Genomic DNA, 17712 nt, shown 5'->3' on the forward strand with positions numbered 1-17712 from the left:
GTTTGCAATTGCTTTATGGATTTAAAAACAAAGATGCTCCATGCGAGCTGCCCTATTGAACTTTGGTAAGAGAAATTATGACTACTGCGTATATCGTCGAGATCAAGATCAACGATACTGTCTGTTACATGGGCCCTGGTGGCCGCATCGGCACCATCCCAAAATTCTTCAACAATGCTTCACGTGTAAAGAACCTGCTGCACGCGAGCAACCCGGGTTACGGCAACTGGAAGTTCAACAGGCAGTCACACAAGGACAGCGTGACGGTCATTCAGATCAGGAACCTGCAACTTGGTTTGAAGGCAAGTTCCGCTACGATGATGACCTACGACGAGTTCATCACGCGAAACTTCACAAACTCCCTGAGGATTCCAAACAACCCACGCGCTGTCTACATGATTGAGCTGGCACAACCAGACCTTCAGTTGGCGGCTAAGACCAAGCCAATGTACGTGCGGCTCGCAAGGCAGGGGCGCAAGCACAAGTTCGGCCATCAGTGGAACACCGCTGGACACCTTCGGGCACATATCACTGGTCGTCTGCATCGCCTTGACAGCCAATACAATGGCGCCAAGGTCATTGAGATCGAGATGGACGAAGACGGCTTTACACCAAAGCAGGTTAAATCTTACCCAATCATAGACTTCTACTGCGCTAGCATGTCGTCACGTGAACAGTACAACCGCCACCACCCCAAGGCCCATTACACCCCATTACCGGAGTACACATGAACGAATTTATCGCAGCCACCTCTACAGAGACAGTCTCTGGTAAAATGATTGACCTTGCCAATCCGCGTGTCGAAGACATTGACGTGAAGGACATCGCATGGGCCTTGTCTCGGCTGAATCGGTACGTCGGTCATACTCTATCAAGGTTACCTTATACGGTAGCTCAACACTCAGTTGAGGTGTCACACTATATTGAGCAGATGCTCACACCGGGCACAGAGCTGAACGGGATGTTCTATCGCTTTTGCGACGAGAAGGCTAACTCTTTGCTCATCCTTAACCCACATGAGCTGGTTAAGGAAAATGCCGAAGACTCTGAGTTCGACTTCTGGGCTGACTGCGTCAGCCGAGTTCGCGGTCAGGACGTGGACGAGAACAAGCGCATCATGATCACCTTCCACGGGTTATTGCATGATTTTCATGAAGCATACCTAACCGACATCCCTACACCCGTGAAGCGATTGCCTGGTATCTACGAGGCATATAGCGCAGCAGAGAAGAAAATGGATGCCGTTATCTTTAAGGCCTTGAAGCTTGGGTACGCTGATAAGTGGCCAGCCGATCGTGCCTTTGGCGAAGTAGTGGTGAAGTGGGCTGACCTTTTCGCCCTCAAGATAGAAGCCTACCACCTGATGCATTCGCGTGGCCTGACATGGAATTTACCAAATGAAACGCCATCTATCGATATTTTTCGGGCTTTCAAGGACCCTATTGATGGGGAAACTGCGTATCATAAATTACTTGCTCGCTACGATCAGCTGAAACCAAAAGATCCATACTATGATTGACCTCGTAGTGATACACACGCACGGAATACAGCATTAGTTAGCAAATAGCGGCCGGAAAAGGGTTCCCTCGTGGAACCCTTTTTGTTGCCCAGGTCAATAAATAGAATTACACTTTACACTTATTAAGGACAAGCTATGAAACTCAAACATCTCCAAGAATTTACTCAAATTAATGAAGCTTCAGGTGGTGGATTTTTCACCGAAGCAAGGGGCTACTCAGACTCAGGCGAGTTCACTGATGAGTTCTATGACCTCTTTGCGCAGGTTACAAAGATGAAGAAGGTCATGAAAAATCAAAAGTGGATCGACTACATGAAGTTAACGGATTTCAACATGGACACATCTTGCGAAACCCCCGCCCGTGATGCAATCAAGGCAGTTGTAGCGCTCGAGGATGCTTTAAATCAAATTGACCGTGAGTTTGACCATGCGAATGGTCATAGCTCTGATGAAGATGACAGCGATGAAATGAGCGATGACGTGTTTAATGATGACGCTGACCTTGATGATACAGTACCATCGAAGGGTAAATAATGAACCTGCCACTTCTTCAGGAGATGCTTGAGCTGAATGAAGCTGGCATCATTGATTCAATCAAAGGTGGGTATAGCCGAACTAAAGCTGGTCTTGAGAAGGTTCAGCAGAAGGTTCAGGACATGGATGAGCGTGATCTTGCAGATGACATGAATCACTGGCTTACTGATTTTTTTACTAAGTTTCCAAATATTAATGGATCAGGCGGGTCTGCAGACATGTTGACCCGCTATCCAACAAAAAAATCTCGTGATGCTGCAGAGGCAGCGTATCGTGCTCTGTCAAAGCGTGTCGATGAACTTCGTATTGGTTTTAACAACTCTTTGATTAAAGCAAATTTAGTCACTAGAGATAAAATAAAGAAGTACGATCAACAAGCAAAAGCCCAAATGGGTGCAAATCCTCGCCCTCCTGCTGGGGCCCTCATTAAGTTTGTTAGGACTGAAGCTCGTTTTTTCCAACGGCTGATTCGTATCAAGGATAATGCAAAGCTTAATGATGGCGATTTCAAAGAACTTCTTGCAATGCGTATCAAGGCAACGGCACCAGATAGAAATGGTGATGCAGCACAGGCGTGTAACATACTTTTTGGGTACATGATGGCTCGATTAAATGACCACGCTGAGGTAATTGACAAAGCCAGTCGTGAGGCTGACGAAAAAGCCAGGCAGCTTCGTTTATCATCGCGGCCAAATCGAAATGCCCCTTCTGATGCTGCCGACATTCCTGCAGATACTAGAACACGAAAACCTGGTGAAAGTGAAAACGATTACCCTTATGCTGATAATGACCCACCAAAGCCATCCAAGGGTCCTAAGGCATCTCCTTAATACCATAGCGTGTGTGTTATAATATGCATATAGGAGGTGATTATGAAATGGCTTCAATGGGACCGTGGACGTCAAGGTAGTGGCTACAGCAAACTTCTGTTGCTGCAGTCTAAGCTCTTCAAGTTCGACTGCTACCTTCTTAAGATACCTAATGGTGTTGGGATTCCTGAACATGTGGATCCAGTCGTCGAAGGCTACGAACATCATCGGCTGAACGCAATGTTGAATAAGCCATGCATTGGCACTGGAGAAATTGTTGTTCATGGGCCAATCAGGAAAATCGGTGAGCGTATCATGATCTTTCGCCCGGATCTGTATCGACACAGCATGACGCCTGTGTCCTACAGGACTAACAACTCGTTGTATATTCTCTCTATTGGATGGTTGAAGAAAATTAACAAATGAAGAAATTTATTTTTGCAATACTACTTTCTGCATCAGGTCTTGTCGCTGCTGCTCCCTCTGATGCTGAGGTTAAAGCTTACAGAGACCGTGTAGAAATTTATATCAAACTTGGACAGACTCCTGACCAAGTTGCAGTCTCTTTGAGCAACTATTTTGGCCGGGCTAATTTTTTCGCCCACGACAATGGCTGGGACTATACGTCTGATATCTCCTACAGAGTAGGAGATGGGAACACCATCACGTTTCTAGCAACAGTTGCGACAATGACTATTGCAAAATAAATGGTGTGTACACTCAAAGGGTTACATGATATAATGTAACCCATACTGTGATGAAGGAGCACAATGTCCTATGAGGTATGACTTCAACAAGCAGCTGACCGAGCGTGAACGCCTTGGCCACAAGCGCAAGTTCGGAGACATTCGTAATGCCAAGGCCAATAAGGTCCTCGATGAGGACATGAGCGGCGGCAAAGAATCGATCCACACCCGCCGTCGTCACGCCCGTAACGGCGGCCGCAAGTCCTTCAACGAGAACCTGAACCCGCTCAAGAATTTCCTCCGCGAAAGCGTTGGTCGTCCTTGGGACAAAGTCTACTCTGAGATCACCTCGACCTTCGATAAGCGCAAGGTCATTAACAATCACATCCTCGAGCACCTGTTCCAGTACGTTGAACTGAAGGTCTATATCGTCGATGGTAAGCCGTGCACGCTGAACACCTACCGTAACAGCATTGAGAAGTATCGCCCGATCACCGCCGGCAATCCGAACTACCCGACCTATTACGTCGACCCGATCGATGGAATCTTCAAGGCGCCGAAGCAGGAAAGCCACCTGCATCGTCGTCAGCGCGAAGCTGAAGAGGCGAAGAAGGCAGGAGAGAAGCTCCGTTCCATCTATCACCGCCTCAACGAGGACACCCACCTGATCCGCATGAACGGCATCTGGTGGGTCTACAGCGCGAAGGCGAAGCCTGCTCAGGTTGCAGAATACCATCTCACTCCTGAGTGGGCTCTCACTCAACCGCTCATGGGGTCATATATGCTGAAGTGCGCCTGGAATGCCCTACCGCGCGCGGAAAAAGAAAAGCACGGCAAGCTGGTGATGGTTGACGCACCAATGAGTGACAAGATCGAGGCGCCGAAGGTTCCTGGTTTCTACGACGGTAGCTGGTTTACCAATGGCAAGTACTTCTTCAAACGTCAAGCTGCCTCGCACAAGCAGCTCAAGGCAGCGGGCGTGGACGGAATGATCCCAAAAGAAGAGCCGAAGCAGATGTCACACCGCGAAGCTTCGAAGTACCGTAAGTAAGTCGTGAAGGTGGATTAGTTCGAGCCACCTTCATGGCCATCTCCCGATTTCTTTAATACATCCCGCGTATAGATGCTTGATGATAATTCCTCTGTAAACTTGCGCATTGTCTGGAGTTGAATCGGGGTAGGAACTTCTGAAAGATGAATATTAATCCAGCCAACGAAATCTCCAAATCCAGGTGGAATTGAGATAGAACACATTATTGGACTATGGGTTAAAAGCACAGGGTGCAATTGCCCAAATGCTGTGTCTCTAGTCAAGTAGCAAATGAATTCGCCATTGATCAATCGCACGACACGTTCATTTTGATGAGCATTGGCATTAAACAGCGGGATAACACTTGGCCCATTTGCTGATGTCTTATTGATTTCATCAATTTTTGAAAAGAAAAAGACATTCGTTCTCGTGTTATGTTGAAAACTAGCTGCCGTGATATTTACCCCAATGATGGTGTCATGATCGTTCACAAATTGCTTAAGTTCATTTTGTGATTCTAAACTAGGATTGAGGTCTTTCATCTCACGCATAAAAATTTTATGCCCAGGAACCGGCTCAATAATTGGTGTTTTTTGCTGAAATGCGAAAACCAAGAGCATGCCAATTGACACGAACAAGGCCGCGATCATAACAATTTTCCAAATATTTGTATGATCAGAAAATGTGCGCTGTTTCATGCTTAGCCTTGTATGTCACGGTGATAAATGTTTTGGGAAACAATTACTGCTTCTTTTGCGATTCGTGCTTTTTCAGAATCTGTTATTGGTCCTTTTAAGAAAAAGTTAATATACCCGAGAAAATCACCTGACTCATCAAAAGCAGGTGGCACAGAAATTGAGCACACATATGGCGCAAATTTTTCTGCAGGATATAACTTTCCTATTGCAGTATCTTTGGTTAAACGACATTCAAAATTTCCATTAATAATCTCCGTGATTCGTGTGTTTTGATAATAGTCATTGGTAAATACGCTTGGAATCTTTGTTCTAGAAGCCATGTATTTTTCCCAGGCATTTTTCAATCCACTGTTTTCACTTTTAAAAAATGTGATTTGCCGTGTATTTGAAATTAGAGAGATAGAAATTGTAGAGACACCAATAATAATATCTTCTCTATTCATTAGCTCAACCAATTCCTGTTTTGATTTGGAAGAGATTGCAAGGTATTTTTCAGAGAAAGAAGCTGCTGGTTTCTTTCTTATATCAGTTCGTTCTTTGTGAATACCCATCACAAAGAAGCTGATGGCAAGCGCAATAAAGCACTGAATGAGCGCGCCGATTTGCCAACGTCTTTCTTCCCTTGAGAATACCATGATGTCTCCTATGTCTAATCAATATTTATTGGTTAACGGCGGAGCTCTACATGTTATATAATATATTCATTAGCAGTTACATGGATCGTGTCGAAAGACACCTTAACAGAGTCTAATTTTGGGCCTTTACTCTGTAGGCCGTTTAAATAAGGAAAAACCATGATGTATGATTCTAAAATGGCGCTCGCCGTTAAAGCCAACAATCGCGTTCTCCGCGAGATTAAAGACAAAGTTTTCATTCCATTCGGGTCAGAGTACACGTTGCTCATCAAGAACCTTAATACCGTGAAAGCCCTCGTCCGTGTCTGGATTGATGGCACGGACGTGACCGACGGAACTTCTCTCGTTATTCAACCGAACTCCAGCATGGACCTGGAGCGCTTCATCAAGAACGGAAACCTTGCTGAAGGCAACAAGTTCAAGTTCATCGAACGAACTGCAGCTGTGTCTGAACACCGCGGAAACAAAATTGATGACGGTTTGATCCGCTTGGAGTTCGAATTTGAACGTCCTGGACAGTTCGCTGGTGTGATTAAACCAACCAGCTGGGTGGCAAAAGGTTTTGATGGCAGCTACACGCCCTATGATCCTGGCTATTTCCTAAACAATACATCCTTTGGCGATTCAGTGTCGCTTGGCTCTGGTGTGCAAGGCGCCACCGCACATGGCCATCCAAACGTTGGCGAGCCGGTTTCAATAACCAGGGCCCACCAATCCGAAGTTGGCATCACAGTCGCTGGATCAGTCTCAGATCAGAAGTTCCACGCGGCTTCGTGGTTCCCAACCGATGGTGTCAAACACGTGATGGTGCTTCATGTTCTGGGTGAGATGGATGGCAAGGAAGTTACGAAGCCGATCACTGTCAAGACCAAGACGAACTGCACGGTCTGCGGTGAGACGAATAAAGCAGGAGTGAAGTTCTGTGGAGAATGTGGCGCATCACTTTGCATTGTCTGATCTATCGTGACGTGCAAATAGTTTAACACATTTTCATAGGTTAATGATATAATGAACCTATGAAAACATATACCCTCATCCAGTTTAATCGTCAATGGTCCTCGTGGGTCTTCAAAGCCCACGAGGCAATGACCAAAGACGAATTCCTCGTCTACGCCCAAGAATTTCTCTTCGGTGAAGCTTCTGAAGGGCTGTACGAAAACATCGCTCAAGCTCAGTCCGAGATCAATGCCTTCGGTGATAGCGGACCTGGTACCATGCTCGCCCTTCGCGAGCACATCAATCTCTTCAACAACGTAGCTGATCAGTACACGAAGCTGACCAACCGCCCAGTGCGTCGACCGACGATGTCTTACCACCCTTAACCTACCGTCTGGTGTGTACTCATCCTACACACCGTGTTACAATGGTCCTACACAACCAAGGAGAACAAGTGACCATCATCGACCAAATCAAAGAAGCTCACCTGAAGGCACGCAAAGCCCGCAATCAGGAAACCCTGACGACCCTCACCACCCTGATCGGGGCGATCGAGGACATCGCCAAGAAGGACGGGCAGCGCGCGGTCACAGACAAGGACTGCATCAAAACCCTGGACAAGTTCATGGGCAGTGCCAAAGAAACCGCCGGCTACGCGAAGAACTTCAACAACACCGACGGCTTCAACAACGCAATGCGCGAGCATGATCTTTACGCTATCTTCATGCCGGCCGCCAAGCCGCAGCTGAGTGAAGAAGCTCTGCTTCGCACGGTGCGAAGCATCATCGCAAGCCGCTTGTCAGGTGATGGTGCGAAGCCAAAAATGGGCGTTGTGATCGCAGACTTGAAGGCCCTCCACGAGGGCGAATACGACGGCAAGGCCGCTGCAGGCGTGGTCAAGGCTGAACTCGAAAAAACTGCAGAGCCAGGCTAATCATGAATTCAACGATCGAAGATGCAAAGTCTGTATTGATTGGTAGGTGGTGTAACGAAGGCGCCTGCTCCAGCTGCGGTTGGCACGCCTTGCTTGGTGAGCATGACGTCACAGATGAAGACATCCAAGATGCACTTGATAATGGTGGTGTCTTACGCCTTAGTTGCTTGAACAAAGACGATGAACAAGCAGAACTTCATCGAGGCATAACGATCAGCTTACGAGATGAGCTTGCTTAACAATATTTTCTAATAATTGTACTTTTGCGAAGAGCTAGGTTATACACCAAATGGGCTTGCCAAATGAAGACGTTAAAACTTCTGGGAAACATTTTCCTGTTTCCCTTTTATCTCGTCTTTCTCCTGATTATGTTCCTTGTGATCAAGCACAAAAGATCAACATAAAGTGGTGATAATATGGACATTCAAAATGTAAATAACAACGGTCGAGTTGTCAAGACTGAGGATTACGACAACTGGGTTGCACCAACGAAGGAAGAAATCCTCGCGAAGCCGACGGCCGAGTTGATCGCGTTCATTGACACGATCGATGATGACTTCAATCTACTGCAGGATGTCTATGATAATTCACCTCAAAAGAAAATGCGTGAGGCAGCGCATAGGATTATCGAGAAGATTCTGCCAACATACGATTTCATCGATGCACTACTGTACAACCGCCATCAACAGGATCAGCTCCGTCAGGTCCTGATTGACCTCGATGACTTCGAGGCACAGAACAATGAGCGTCTCGACGCCTACAATGGAAACAACCCTGAGCAGTTCTGTTTTCACAACACAATCGCCGAGCTCATCAAAGCAAGAAGGTTCTCGATTGAACAAGAAATCAAGGAGCTCGATGTATGAGCCTCTTTCTTCGCCCGCCAGAGTCCCTTGACGGGTACACGCCGAAGTTCGCTCGTGAGTTCATGCGCTTCGGTTACAAGCATCAACGCAGTTGAGGTGAAGAGCGGCCGTGCCCTCACCCAACAAGAACGAAATATGCTGTACGCTGAGTTCAGCGGCGGCGAAACTCCAGGAGAATGAGATGATCGAGATCAAAAAAGGTTGGTCTGGCCGTGAAGCAATTGATCAACAGGACGTGCGCGAGCTGCAATGGGAAATCAAGAAGTACACTCAATTCCTGGCTGATGCTCAGGAGAAGCTGCTCAGCATTCAATCGAAGTGCGAGCACAAACACGTCCTCTTCGAAGGCCAGCAGATGACCTGTGAAGTCTGCAAGAAGGAGCTTGAAAAATGAAAGGTGGAACTCGTCGTATGTGGTCACGTCGCATCCTTCGTGCTGGCTGGGCCCTTGCTCCAATCGCCCAAGCCCCAGGCCGTATACGGCGATGGGCTAAACGTAATTTAGAAAACTTGATCTTTTTATTGTTAGTCGCCGGCGCCATTGGTGGTTTTTGTTTCCTCATACACCAAGCTACTCATGGAGCGGATCCGGTATCTCCACAGGAAATCCGTGAAGCTGCTGAGGGTAGTGAGTGCGTGAAGTTTAATATGCCGCAGCTTATTGAGCGCACCGTCGTCATCCGCGTCCATGATCTTGAGGCCCTTGAAAAAGGGTGCGAGGATGCCACTACCCTTCAAAAACAGAAAGAAGAACTTGCAAAGATACTCAAATGAAAAGATTTTTTCAACTTATCCTTTACCCGCTCGCCTGGCCACTTTCATGGATTCACTGGCTTGTGGGACACCTTTCCTACCTCATCATGTGTATATGGGACAATGAGTTCTGGATTTACGTCTGGTTCCGCCCATATCAAATGAATATGGCAATCTCAAGTGACGTTCAAGACCTCGTTGCTGGAAAGGGAAATCTCTGGCCATGGGGAGAGACAATCGTACCCGACTTATAACAATTAGATAAATAGAGAATCGTCAATAAAGGATTCTCACCATGAAACACTTAGAAAGTCAAGTAGACGACCAAACCTGTGGTGTGATGTCATGAAGACCGCGCTGCTCTCAAACAACCCACAGTTCAGGGCGTTCGCTTCTTCCATCGACACGGGTATCATTGTCTGCAATAAAGCTGGGCTTATTGTAGATTTCAATGACACTATTCGAAAGATGTTTAAGTACCGCGATGATGAAATTCGCGGAAAGCCAATCACGATGTTAATGCCATCGCGCTTCCATGAATTTCACACACAGGAATTGGTCAAGTACAATGCAGAAGGGGAAAATAACGTTGTTGGTCATGCCCTTCGCATGTACGGTTTAGATAAACATCAAGATGAATTTCCAATTGAGATACACGTATCTGCATGGAATGATATTGACGGATTAGAATATTTTACGGTCTCGTTACGTCGATACAGTCAGCTTGAAAAGAATCTCGGGATGATTCTTTTGTCAACTGCAGTAATGTCAGTTGTTATGTTAATTACCCTGGTTATTTTAGCAGCTCGAACATTTTAAAGATGAGCCCAAGTTTCTCGGCCTTGGAAGTCTCGGTTATAAATGTCAATCTGTAGCTGAAGCAGGATTCGACGGATTTCCTGTATCTCATTGCTGTTGATATTTGGCGGAATGTTCAACATCACCACTACGCCTAAGTTAACGTTCTCATCAAAAGGTGGGATAGTAGCTCGGCACACGCCCTTCACAACCTTGTCAATCCCCGGGGCAAGCTTTCCAATATTAGTAGAGCTAAGCTCGTCGCACCTGATGAGCCCTGTTTTTGCTTCTTCAGAGTTTCGTAGCGACTGATCGCTACGCCCGTTTAGCTCTTTAGAAGAAAAACCTTTTCCGGACCGTTGGATTTCATCATAGTTTGTGTACAGCTTATTGATAATTGTATTCTTCGCATAAATGAAAATGATAGGGTTTTCTGTTTTTTCATAGTGAATCTTTGCTGTGTATGCGCCGACTACATAGGGGTTGTCTTTAAACAGTGTCTGTATTTCATATTTTGATCGGTCACTGATCTGATTCTTTTTTCCTGGCAGATCAGCTTGTGATGTCACCATCTGATCTACACGATCTAGCGTCTTCTGTTGTAGCTCTCTTGCGCTAAAGAGCAGCACGAGAAGAACAAAGATGACGACGAAGGCGACACCTGTAATAGCAGACAACATCGTAATGTTCTTCTGAAGATAGTCTTTCATGGTTAACCTCTGAATAATTCAACACATATATTTAGTGTTGTTCAACCTGAAATACCAGAAACGAATTCCCTGGGAGGTATATAATTACCTTACTGAATGCACTACTGCATTTTGCCCATATTATTAACTAAAATGGAATTATCACACATGAAACTCAGCAAAATCGCTCTCGTAGCAGCAGTTCTTTTCACCAGCCAAGCAGCGTTTGCTGGCGATACATACGTGGGTGCCAGTGTCGGCCAAAGCCGCCTGCATGGCGTACCTGATTACGGTGTGTCCATCGATGACAAAGATCTTGCTGGTAAGATCTTCGTCGGCAAGCAGTTGAACCGCAACTTTGGTATCGAAGCTTCGTACTTCGATCTGGGTGACTTCGAAGCTTCCAACGGCGCTGCTCACGGTAGCATTGGCGGTCGTGGGCTGGGTCTCGATCTGGTCGGCACAGTCCCATTGACTCAGCGCCTAGATGTTCTAGGCCGTGTGGGTGTGACTCGTACTCGCATTGAGCAAGAATCAAACTTCTTCGGCAGCGGCCATCGCAATGTAACCGAGCCGAAAGCAGGTTTGGGGCTGCAGTACAAGCTGAGCGAGAAACTGGCTGTTCGCGGTGAGTACGAATATCACCGCACCAACTTCAGCGACGTCCGTTCGCATGTGAACGTGGCTTCGGTTGGCCTGGTGTACAAGTTCGGCGCGCCTGCGAAAACATCCTACGTGTCTCAGACAACGTCGGCGACCTATGTTGCACCGGCGCCAGCACCTGCACCAGTGGTCGAAGCTGCACCTGCTCCGGCACCCGTTGCTGAAGCACCAGTCGTAACGAAGAAAAAAGTCCGCGAGTAATCGCAACAAGCTCTTCCCTTGTTGACGGTAGTTAAAACACGTAGAGTGGCTCTATTGTAAAATAAAACTACCGCAAGCAACAGGGGAAGAGCATGGAGAAGTTGAAGTACATCTGTACGCAGTTCGAAAAGTTGTTGATCTTAATGAAGTCTCTTCAGTGCGATCATGATCGAGCTGCGTTCATAAAGCGCGATGGTAGGTATTCAAAATACCATTGCAAGGATTGTGGCCGAAGCTATCGCCGAATGGACTACTTTCCTTGGGAGCGTTAAAGAATGACGGTGAACAAAGTTCACCGTCATCAGTCTGTATCAGAAGGGATACCATCCATCAACCTTCTCTTTAAAAGGAAGGTGCAAATGGTACGTGCGGGAACACTTTGGTATCCCCTCTAATACAGGTTGTAAAAATGTTGTACAAAGCCCGAATGCATGTTATAATGACTTCATCGACCAAGCAACAAAGTCGAATGCAGGAAATGAAATTCAGGTTGAGTAGCAAAAACAGGTTGTAAAAATGTTGTACAAGTTAAAAAATTCTGTATATAATTACACTACTGCAGCAAACGATGTTGCAGGAACAAACTTAAGGATTTATCATGAACTTCATTAAACGTACGATTCACATGGAAAAGCAGTGGCAGAATTGCCAACGTGACACCATGCGCTTCGAGCGTAATGAACATTTTGATAAAAGCCCTGGCCAAGGGAGGAAAGTAAGCTAAAGAAGCTTCTTCCATCACAAAGCCAGGGTCCCTACGAAAGTACGGACCCTTTTGTTTTACTAAAACTTAGCAAGAAACCGCGTTAGGAAACTTAGGTGTGAGATGAACTAAGGGTCGCGGTATAGAAATAGAGCCGGTTACCGCTTCGAATCAGTCGAATACTCTTCAGACTGCCTATGCGCGACAAAGGGATGGAAATGTTTATAGTCCTCATTGAAGTTTGAGGGCTATTTTCAAAACTCCATTAAGATTCCGAGGAAAGCTTCAGCTAGGATTCGGAGGAAGATGAAGTTTTGAAAATACAATTGGTCAATGGCGTAGTGGCAGCGTTTCAGTCTCCAAAACTGACGGTCCTGGTTCGATTCCAGGTTGACCAGCCAGAACAACTTTACTGCAAATTATGATAAATTGGCAATTAAAGAGAGAAGAATTAGCGGTTGTGACATCATTAAGTCACAATTATTCGGAAGTCTGTTTAAATTTTGGTATTATTTCTAAAGGTAGCAATATTACTACTGTGAAGAAATGGATTGCAACATTCAATATTGATGTCAGTCATTTCATCTGCGCAGCACCGAAAAGAAAAATGAAGTTAACTCTTGAGGAAGTTTTTGTAGAAAATTCTTCGGCTCTTCGTGGTTATGCTAAGGAGTTAATTTTACAGCATAATTTAATAAAATACGAATGTCGAAAATGTAAGTGTGATGGTTTATGGCAAGGCGAGAAAATAACGCTTCAGCTTGAACACAAAAATGGTATTAACAATGATCATCGACTTTCTAATTTAGAATTTTTGTGTCCTAATTGCCATTCTTAAACTTCGACATATGCTGGAAGAAATTCACGGAAAAAGAACAAGACTAATATAGATCTGCACGAATTGCAGAATAAAAAAGTTATTCGTGATTTAGAATTGGAAAATGTTAAGAATGAAATTCTTAATTCAAGTATTGATTTTACAAAGTTCGGCTGGGCTCAGAAAGCAAGTTCAATACTTGGAATAACCCCACAAAAAGTTCGACCTTGGTTAAAAAGACATTTACCGCACCTGCATGATAAATGCTTCACAAAGAAAAGATTTTAAGATATACCCAGTAAATCGATTAGAGCAGATACTTGTCTTTGAAACAAGGTGAGGTGGAGCGTAACCACCACTGGGTGCCAGTTTTACATCGCATTCGACTTCTGGTGAGGTCAGCTGCCTTTCAAGCAGCGTAGACGGGATCGAAACCCGTATGCGATACCAGTTTCAATAGTGTACTGACCTCCGCAATGACCAGAATTTGGTATTGGCACCGACTGTTAATCGGTTATGGAGAAATCCTTTGCTGGTTCGAGTCCAGCTTGCGGAGGTCAGTACATTACATTCCTTGGGTGGCCGAATGGTTAGGCACTGGACCGATAATCCAGGTCGAATAGACAACGCAGGTTCAATTCCTGCCCCAAGGACCATATTCGTTTTTGCATAAATATCCTTTTTAAGGGTATTATATGAAAAAACAACAAAGGGCAGATAAACGAAAATACCATTATGTTTATCAGATTAATCGTATTGACGGTAAATTCTACATTGGTTTACATTCAACAGATAATTTAGACGATGGGTATTTTGGTAGCGGTACTTATCTGACTAATTCTCTTCGTTACCATGGTAAAGAAAAACATACAAAGATAATTCTTGCTTTCTTTGAAACACGTAAGGAAGCGAAAGATTATGAGAAATTACTAATAACGGATGAAATGCGATTCACCAATAAAATGTGCATGAATATTGCTCCTGGTGGTGGAGGCGGGTTTATCAATGAAGCACATAAAATTAAGTTTGTAAACAAGGCTTCTGAAGCTGCAAAGCTTGGTCATATGCTTCATCCATCTGGTTCAGAAGTAGCTAAGAGCCGAACAGCAGCCGCGCAAGAAACTGTTAAGATTAGAAAATCTCTTGGTAAAAATTATGTTATACCGAGTTTCGCTGGGCGACAGCATACTGTTGAAAGCAAAACAGCGATTGGTGAAAAGAACTCAATACATCAAAACGGCAAAAATAATTCACAATTTGGTAAGTGTTGGGTAACAAACGACATTGAATCAAAAAGTATTAATAAAATATACTTAGACGAATACCTCGCAAAAGGATTCAGAAAAGGTAGAAAAATTAAGTTTTAAATAACAAAATCAGTTGGGGATTAGCATAGTGATAGTGCGACCGGCTCTGACCCGGTATGCGATGGTTTGATTCCATCATCCCCTGCCATACAACCTAACCAGATGGAGATACACCATGAACGCCGACTTCAACACCAGGTTCCTCACCGACACCGACGAAACCGGACGCTTCATCGTATCATCACACCGCACTGGCGCAAAGTACTACGTGGAAGTCATCATCGGTGCGCACACCCCTGAATGGGGATCGATTGACCCAGCAACGGGAAATTTGATGCACAAGAAGGGTGATGGTAAGTACACCGGCGGGATCAAGGACAAAGAGTCGATGATTACGAAGGAAAATGGTTTCGAGAAGATTCATATGCTTGGGCTGGGCGAATCACCGCACGCCGCTATTGAACGACTCGATGCGATGAAACCTGATCGTATCGCTACATGAACAATACCACGGCCTAGGGATTAGGTGCTGCGCCTACGAAGCGCGGTTACGAAGGTTCGACTCCTTCTCGTGGTACCAAATGTGTTATAATGCTTTATGACATATCATAAACGTGATGTTGCTTTAGGACTTGCATCAAGCAAGTTTTGCAGATTCTGTGGTAAAGAATTCCTCGGAAGAGGATTAGGCGGACATGTTTCGCATTGTCCACAAAATCCTAATAAAGTTGATATGTCTAAAGCAAAACGAAATCCACTAACTGCAGAACATAAGCTTGCAGTTGGAAAGGGTCAAAAACGGTTCTTGGATGCAAATCCAGATAAAGTTCCTTACAGGCTTTATCACTCATCAAAAATGAGTTATCCTGAGCAGTTCTTTATGGATGCGTTAGTTAGAAACAATGTTGAAGGATGGATTTACAACTTTCAGCACAAACGTTTCTCTTACGACTTCGCGTTTCCTGAATTAAAGATTGATGTTGAGATTGATGGTTCAACCCATAAGTTGCCAGAGATTATCGAGTCAGACAGGATTCGAGATGAATTTTCTACATCTCAAGGTTGGAAAGTTTATAGAATTGAAGCAAAATTACTTTATGGAGATGCTAGTAACGCTGATAAAGTAATTGAAGAATTAAAAAGATTTATTGGGGGTGAAACTTTGCTGGCGAAGTCCCGGCTCTTAACCGGAGAGAGGTGAGTTCGATTCTCACTGCCCCCACCAAGTTACGTCAACCGGACGCGAACTGACGGTTATCCTTTTACGATTACCCCGTCAAACTGCACTTATTTGTTGACATCTAAACATCATCGCGTTCGACTTCGGGTGAGGTCACCTGGCTTTCAACCAGTTCAGACGGGTTCGACTCCCGTACGCGATACCACCTGATTGAGTGTTGCTATAAATAGATGATGGAACATATCATCTACAAAATTACCAACACTCTGAATAATCGCTTCTATATCGGTATGCACTCTACTGAAAACGTCAATGACGGATATCTTGGAAGTGGCAGACGAATTAAAGCAGAAGTAAGAAAATATGGCAAGGAACATTTTGTCAAAGAAATTCTTGAACGTCTGCCCTCACGTGAAATGCTTAAAACGCGTGAAGCAGAGATTGTTTGCGAAGAACTTAGAAACAATCCGCTTTGCTTAAATTTGAAAAATGGTGGTGAAGGTGGATTCACCAGCGAACAGTGTGCCAAAATTTGGAGTGATTCAAATAGGCGTAAGAAGCAAGGTGAGAGAATTTCGAATTGTTGGAAGGACCCTGAATACAGGTCTAATTGTTCAAAAGCATCAAGTTTGACAATGAAGGAGAGCCATGCTAAAGGAAAGATGCGTTATGATACTTTCCTTGGTAAGATGCATAAGGCTGAAACAAAAGCAAAAGTTGGTGCAAAGAATTCTATGCACCAGACTGGAGAAGGAAATAGCCAGTTTGGAACTTGCTGGGTTACCGATGGTGTAAAACCTGTCAAGGTTAAGAAAGAACACCTCGATGAGTTCCTTGCAAAAGGATTTAAACGAGGCCGAAAAATTAATTAGAGGTGCTTATCATGAGTATCAAAAAAGATCGTGTCAGTGGTGTTGTGAAGTTTGTCCGACTCACCGACGGAGAGCTTTGGTACGTATGCGAAGATGGTTTCGAATTCGCAATCCCACTCGAAGACACCAAAGGTGCAACGTTCCTTGCTCAGGACAAAGGCATGTTCTTCATGCGCTGGATTACTCGGCACATGGACATGTTAGAGCAAGCAAAGGTTCAGTAATGAAAACATTGCCCTCTGCTGACCGATACCGTTCTAGGTGAGGCGGGTCTGACTGTTAATCAGAAGTAGGCTGGTTCGAATCCAGCTCGGTCAGCAGAGGGCAATGTGTGTTAAAATAGTCGTATGAAGCTAACTGATTACACTATTGAACGAAACGATGGAAGAAGCAAATGTCCTATTTGCGAGAAATGGTTTAAATCTCTTGGACTTGCTTCACACTTCCATAAGACTCACAATCCAAACTTTAAAAATCCTACGGATACAAAACCAATTTGGAATAAAGGTTTGGATAAAAGTGACCCAAGAGTGGCAGAGTCTGGAAGAAAATGTTCAGCAAAAACAAAGGGCAGAAAAGGTCCACCAATGAAAGCTGAACAGAAGATAAAAATTGCTCGTTCAATGGAACAAGCTCATGCAGAAGGAAGAGCCCATAACATTGGCTCTTCTCGTTGGAATAATGAACCATCTTGGCCAGAAAAGTTCTTCATACAAGTTATTGAGAATGAATTCGAAGACAAGAATGCACAACGGGAATTTCCGTTCAAACGATATAGTTTGGATTTTGCTTGGGTCGAAAAGAAACTTTGCATAGAAATTGATGGTGCGCAACATCAGCGATTTGAAGAATATAAAGCACGTGATGCAAGAAAAGATTTAGCATTGCGTGAAGAAGGTTGGGACGTCTTAAGAATTAAGTGGTCTGATTTGTACACAGACACAAAGAAATGGATTAAAATTGCACATGATTTTATCCACAAAGAAATGCGGGTATAGTGTAGTGGACAGCACAGAAAAGTCGTTTACAGTTTTTGTCGCGTGAGTGACCGTTTGTGAATGGTTATCTTCTACGAAAAGACT

Annotated in this window: 27 protein-coding genes, 8 tRNA genes and 1 pseudogene; 32 read left to right on the forward strand and 4 right to left on the reverse strand. The window is 44.7% G+C overall.

Going from position 1 to position 17712, the window contains the following annotated elements; genetic code table 11:
• Window positions 1-77 precede the first annotated feature (77 nt).
• From ACKI4H_RS17045 to ACKI4H_RS17075, 7 genes are all read left to right on the forward strand, one after another.
• The gene (locus tag ACKI4H_RS17045; protein WP_407307851.1) at window positions 78-731 is read left to right on the forward strand and encodes a hypothetical protein; all 654 of its coding nucleotides are present in this window, start codon (window positions 78-80) and stop codon (window positions 729-731) included.
• A complete protein-coding gene (locus ACKI4H_RS17050) occupies window positions 728-1519 on the forward strand; it encodes a hypothetical protein (RefSeq protein WP_407307853.1) in 792 nt (263 codons plus the stop codon). The genes ACKI4H_RS17045 and ACKI4H_RS17050 overlap by 4 nt, the downstream gene beginning before the upstream one ends.
• 135 nt (window positions 1520-1654) lie before the next feature.
• Window positions 1655-2053 carry a hypothetical protein gene (locus ACKI4H_RS17055; protein ID WP_407307855.1) on the forward strand — a complete coding sequence of 133 codons (399 nt, stop codon included), beginning with the start codon at window positions 1655-1657 and terminating at the stop codon, window positions 2051-2053.
• The gene (locus ACKI4H_RS17060; protein ID WP_407307858.1) at window positions 2053-2883 is read left to right on the forward strand and encodes a hypothetical protein; all 831 of its coding nucleotides are present in this window, start codon (window positions 2053-2055) and stop codon (window positions 2881-2883) included. Before ACKI4H_RS17055 ends, ACKI4H_RS17060 begins: the two co-directional genes overlap by 1 nt.
• Window positions 2884-2925: 42 nt before the next feature.
• Complete coding sequence (locus ACKI4H_RS17065) at window positions 2926-3288, forward strand: 2OG-Fe(II) oxygenase (RefSeq protein WP_407307860.1); 363 nt, start codon at window positions 2926-2928, stop codon at window positions 3286-3288.
• The gene (locus ACKI4H_RS17070) at window positions 3285-3569 is read left to right on the forward strand and encodes a hypothetical protein (RefSeq protein ID WP_407307862.1); all 285 of its coding nucleotides are present in this window, start codon (window positions 3285-3287) and stop codon (window positions 3567-3569) included. The genes ACKI4H_RS17065 and ACKI4H_RS17070 overlap by 4 nt, the downstream gene beginning before the upstream one ends.
• A 70-nt stretch (window positions 3570-3639) precedes the next feature.
• Entirely contained in the window at window positions 3640-4599 is a 960-nt protein-coding gene (locus tag ACKI4H_RS17075) for a hypothetical protein (protein WP_407307864.1), read from the forward strand.
• Between the two features lie 14 nt (window positions 4600-4613).
• Here ACKI4H_RS17075 and ACKI4H_RS17080 read toward each other — a convergent pair whose 3' ends face one another.
• Entirely contained in the window at window positions 4614-5276 is a 663-nt protein-coding gene (locus tag ACKI4H_RS17080; protein WP_407307867.1) for a hypothetical protein, read from the reverse strand.
• Between the two features lie 2 nt (window positions 5277-5278).
• Complete coding sequence (locus tag ACKI4H_RS17085) at window positions 5279-5911, reverse strand: hypothetical protein (protein WP_407307869.1); 633 nt, start codon at window positions 5909-5911, stop codon at window positions 5279-5281.
• A 159-nt stretch (window positions 5912-6070) separates the two neighbouring features.
• On the opposite strand from ACKI4H_RS17085, the gene ACKI4H_RS17090 reads away from it, so the two are divergent.
• The 8 genes from ACKI4H_RS17090 to ACKI4H_RS17125 all read left to right on the forward strand — a co-directional run bounded on the left by ACKI4H_RS17090 (window position 6071) and on the right by ACKI4H_RS17125 (window position 10219).
• Window positions 6071-6868, forward strand: coding sequence for a zinc ribbon domain-containing protein (locus tag ACKI4H_RS17090; protein WP_407307871.1), 798 nt, complete (start codon window positions 6071-6073; stop codon window positions 6866-6868).
• Window positions 6869-6927: 59 nt separating this feature from the next.
• Window positions 6928-7233: a hypothetical protein gene (locus ACKI4H_RS17095; RefSeq protein ID WP_407307873.1), complete on the forward strand. Its 306-nt coding sequence runs from the start codon at window positions 6928-6930 to the stop codon at window positions 7231-7233.
• A gap of 68 nt (window positions 7234-7301) precedes the next feature.
• Window positions 7302-7781, forward strand: coding sequence for a GatB/YqeY domain-containing protein (locus tag ACKI4H_RS17100; protein ID WP_407307876.1), 480 nt, complete (start codon window positions 7302-7304; stop codon window positions 7779-7781).
• A gap of 2 nt (window positions 7782-7783) precedes the next feature.
• Window positions 7784-8020: a hypothetical protein gene (locus tag ACKI4H_RS17105; protein ID WP_407307878.1), complete on the forward strand. Its 237-nt coding sequence runs from the start codon at window positions 7784-7786 to the stop codon at window positions 8018-8020.
• Window positions 8021-8197: 177 nt separating this feature from the next.
• On the forward strand, window positions 8198-8647 hold the full coding sequence (locus tag ACKI4H_RS17110; protein WP_407307880.1) for a hypothetical protein: 450 nt from the start codon (window positions 8198-8200) through the stop codon (window positions 8645-8647).
• A 181-nt stretch (window positions 8648-8828) separates the two neighbouring features.
• Complete coding sequence (locus ACKI4H_RS17115) at window positions 8829-9041, forward strand: hypothetical protein (protein WP_407307882.1); 213 nt, start codon at window positions 8829-8831, stop codon at window positions 9039-9041.
• Window positions 9038-9421: a hypothetical protein gene (locus ACKI4H_RS17120; protein WP_407307884.1), complete on the forward strand. Its 384-nt coding sequence runs from the start codon at window positions 9038-9040 to the stop codon at window positions 9419-9421. Before ACKI4H_RS17115 ends, ACKI4H_RS17120 begins: the two co-directional genes overlap by 4 nt.
• A gap of 324 nt (window positions 9422-9745) precedes the next feature.
• Window positions 9746-10219, forward strand: a complete 474-nt coding sequence (locus tag ACKI4H_RS17125; protein ID WP_407307887.1) for a PAS domain S-box protein — start codon at window positions 9746-9748, stop codon at window positions 10217-10219.
• Here the strand turns inward: ACKI4H_RS17125 and ACKI4H_RS17130 are convergent.
• A complete protein-coding gene (locus tag ACKI4H_RS17130; RefSeq protein ID WP_407307889.1) occupies window positions 10216-10908 on the reverse strand; it encodes a hypothetical protein in 693 nt (230 codons plus the stop codon). The two genes, ACKI4H_RS17125 and ACKI4H_RS17130, sit on opposite strands and share 4 nt — an antisense overlap.
• Window positions 10909-11055: 147 nt before the next feature.
• Between ACKI4H_RS17130 and ACKI4H_RS17135 the strand changes: the two genes are divergently transcribed.
• Both ACKI4H_RS17135 and ACKI4H_RS17140 read left to right on the forward strand, forming a co-directional pair.
• Window positions 11056-11751, forward strand: a complete 696-nt coding sequence (locus tag ACKI4H_RS17135) for an outer membrane beta-barrel protein (RefSeq protein WP_407307892.1) — start codon at window positions 11056-11058, stop codon at window positions 11749-11751.
• A 366-nt stretch (window positions 11752-12117) separates the two neighbouring features.
• The gene (locus ACKI4H_RS17140) at window positions 12118-12249 is read left to right on the forward strand and encodes a hypothetical protein (protein ID WP_407307894.1); all 132 of its coding nucleotides are present in this window, start codon (window positions 12118-12120) and stop codon (window positions 12247-12249) included.
• Window positions 12250-12304: 55 nt separating this feature from the next.
• On the opposite strand, the gene ACKI4H_RS17145 is transcribed toward ACKI4H_RS17140, so the two are convergent.
• Window positions 12305-12436, reverse strand: coding sequence for a hypothetical protein (locus tag ACKI4H_RS17145; protein ID WP_407307897.1), 132 nt, complete (start codon window positions 12434-12436; stop codon window positions 12305-12307).
• A 345-nt stretch (window positions 12437-12781) separates the two neighbouring features.
• Between ACKI4H_RS17145 and ACKI4H_RS17150 the strand changes: the two genes are divergently transcribed.
• From ACKI4H_RS17150 to ACKI4H_RS17220, 15 genes and pseudogenes are all read left to right on the forward strand, one after another.
• A tRNA-Trp gene (locus tag ACKI4H_RS17150) sits at window positions 12782-12855 on the forward strand.
• A 20-nt stretch (window positions 12856-12875) separates the two neighbouring features.
• Window positions 12876-13292, forward strand: coding sequence for a hypothetical protein (locus ACKI4H_RS17155; RefSeq protein ID WP_407307900.1), 417 nt, complete (start codon window positions 12876-12878; stop codon window positions 13290-13292).
• A 354-nt stretch (window positions 13293-13646) separates the two neighbouring features.
• Window positions 13647-13721, forward strand: a tRNA-Glu gene (locus ACKI4H_RS17160).
• A 20-nt stretch (window positions 13722-13741) separates the two neighbouring features.
• A tRNA-Asn gene (locus tag ACKI4H_RS17165) sits at window positions 13742-13827 on the forward strand.
• 16 nt (window positions 13828-13843) lie between these two features.
• Window positions 13844-13927, forward strand: a tRNA-Ile gene (locus ACKI4H_RS17170).
• Window positions 13928-13966: 39 nt separating this feature from the next.
• A complete protein-coding gene (locus ACKI4H_RS17175) occupies window positions 13967-14638 on the forward strand; it encodes a GIY-YIG nuclease family protein (RefSeq protein ID WP_407307903.1) in 672 nt (223 codons plus the stop codon).
• 115 nt (window positions 14639-14753) lie between these two features.
• Window positions 14754-15080, forward strand: coding sequence for a hypothetical protein (locus tag ACKI4H_RS17180; protein WP_407307906.1), 327 nt, complete (start codon window positions 14754-14756; stop codon window positions 15078-15080).
• 5 nt (window positions 15081-15085) lie between these two features.
• Window positions 15086-15158 (forward strand) — tRNA-Arg (locus ACKI4H_RS17185).
• Between the two features lie 300 nt (window positions 15159-15458).
• Window positions 15459-15704: pseudogene (locus tag ACKI4H_RS17190) on the forward strand (endonuclease domain-containing protein); the annotation flags it as partial.
• Window positions 15705-15728: 24 nt separating this feature from the next.
• Window positions 15729-15803: transfer RNA gene (locus tag ACKI4H_RS17195), tRNA-Lys, on the forward strand.
• A gap of 85 nt (window positions 15804-15888) precedes the next feature.
• Window positions 15889-15963, forward strand: a tRNA-Glu gene (locus tag ACKI4H_RS17200).
• A 25-nt stretch (window positions 15964-15988) separates the two neighbouring features.
• The gene (locus ACKI4H_RS17205; RefSeq protein ID WP_407307908.1) at window positions 15989-16630 is read left to right on the forward strand and encodes a GIY-YIG nuclease family protein; all 642 of its coding nucleotides are present in this window, start codon (window positions 15989-15991) and stop codon (window positions 16628-16630) included.
• Between the two features lie 11 nt (window positions 16631-16641).
• Window positions 16642-16854 carry a hypothetical protein gene (locus ACKI4H_RS17210; protein WP_407307911.1) on the forward strand — a complete coding sequence of 71 codons (213 nt, stop codon included), beginning with the start codon at window positions 16642-16644 and terminating at the stop codon, window positions 16852-16854.
• A 19-nt stretch (window positions 16855-16873) separates the two neighbouring features.
• Window positions 16874-16948, forward strand: a tRNA-Asn gene (locus tag ACKI4H_RS17215).
• Window positions 16949-16977: 29 nt separating this feature from the next.
• Entirely contained in the window at window positions 16978-17628 is a 651-nt protein-coding gene (locus tag ACKI4H_RS17220; RefSeq protein ID WP_407307913.1) for an endonuclease domain-containing protein, read from the forward strand.
• Window positions 17629-17712 lie beyond the last annotated feature (84 nt).

The organism is Acinetobacter sp. (assembly GCF_045628685.1).
Taxonomy (GTDB): domain Bacteria; phylum Pseudomonadota; class Gammaproteobacteria; order Pseudomonadales; family Moraxellaceae; genus Acinetobacter.